Genomic DNA, 1,300 nt, shown 5'->3' with positions numbered 1-1,300 from the left:
TGGACCTCACCTACTTCATCCAGTATCATATCAGGTGCATCGAGGAGGCCCGAAAAGACCTGCTCGCCTATATCGAGAAAAAACAGAGCGAGCAGAACGCAACAAAAGCGATCATCAAAACGATTCAAAACATCAATCAAAGGCAGGCAGACATCCTGCGACAGATGATGGAACACAGCGACGAGTATTTCACCATCAGAGAGGTCTCGGAGACCCACGGCGTCGTCTACCAGACGGCCCGGACCGACCTCCTCGGCCTCGCCGACCAGGGCTACATCAGAAAAGAAAAACGCGGCCGGGAGTTCATCTTCATCTTTAACGAAGAATGCGACCTCTGGAACGAGAAAAAGAAATAGGCAGACAGATGGGACACCACACCTTCACCGAGGACGAGGTCGAGACGGCCGTCATCATCGAGCAGTTGATCGAGACCGCACGCCAGATCCGTGAGGAGGCAGAGCGGGGCGAGACGTTGGGGCTCTCAGAGGCCGACGCCCTTACAAACAACCAGAGCGCCCGCAAGGTGATGGCCGACGAGGACCTCGATCGTCTCACCACTTCCCCTTCCTGCGGGGGAAAAAGATCGGGCCCCTCTGGAACCTCTCCCGGTCAGGCTGCGGCAGGAGGGATATGAGGACAGGCCTCTGCCCGATCAGGGAAGCGTGCGAGATGGGCGCATACTGTGTGGGGGGGAGGGTGGAGATCGAGGGGCAGAGGGTGGTGGTGGAGACGGGAACAATTGACAGAGAAAAAAGGTAGGGGGCTCTCTTCGGACGTCCCCCTCGACAAAACACAAATATCCGGGATCAGGCAGAGGACTGACCGCACCAATCGCTCCTCTTATTTCACCTGATCACTCAACTTCCAGACTGCCGTCTCCGCAGCTCTCCGTACCTGCGGGTTATTGTCGAGATATAGTCTTACCACCTCAGGCCGAGCCCGTATATCTCCAAGACCACCAAGGACCTGGACAGCCCGTACCCTCACTCTCGGGGCGGGGTTCTTAAGACACTGTATCAGGGGTTTCACCGCCCTTCTGTCCCCAATCTGTCCGAGTATACCGATCACACGTTCAAGGAGATCGGGATCAGGATCATGCAGCACATTGATCAATGGCTCGACTGCTCGTGCCCCTTCAAGGACAAGTAATGTCCCTGTTCTGTCACGTTCGCCTCGCTTCCGTGAATCCCTCAGTGCAGCGATAAGAAGTGCGACATTGTCCTGTCTATCACAAGAGATATGTCTTTCCAGGGGTTGATTGCGACCCCCCTGCAGAACATTAACCCTTTCACCTTCAACC

2 protein-coding genes and 1 pseudogene are annotated in these 1,300 nt (G+C 55.8%); 2 read left to right on the top strand and 1 reads right to left on the bottom strand.

Going from position 1 to position 1,300, the window contains the following annotated elements:
* Positions 1-356, top strand: a pseudogene (locus tag Q0520_RS06955) (Fic family protein); the annotation flags it as partial.
* An 8-nt stretch (positions 357-364) separates the two neighbouring features.
* A complete protein-coding gene (locus Q0520_RS06950) occupies positions 365-634 on the top strand; it encodes a type I restriction enzyme endonuclease domain-containing protein (RefSeq protein WP_298668043.1) in 270 nt (89 codons plus the stop codon).
* Between the two features lie 206 nt (positions 635-840).
* Here the strand turns inward: Q0520_RS06950 and Q0520_RS06945 are convergent.
* Positions 841-1,300 (bottom strand): HEAT repeat domain-containing protein (locus tag Q0520_RS06945; RefSeq protein WP_298668040.1); only part of this gene is annotated, 460 nt, incomplete at its 5' end.

Source organism: uncultured Methanofollis sp. (assembly GCF_937919355.1).
Taxonomy (GTDB): Archaea; Halobacteriota; Methanomicrobia; order Methanomicrobiales; family Methanofollaceae; genus Methanofollis.
Note: the sequence above shows the minus strand (reverse complement) of the source record. Positions and strands in the feature narration are given on the sequence as shown.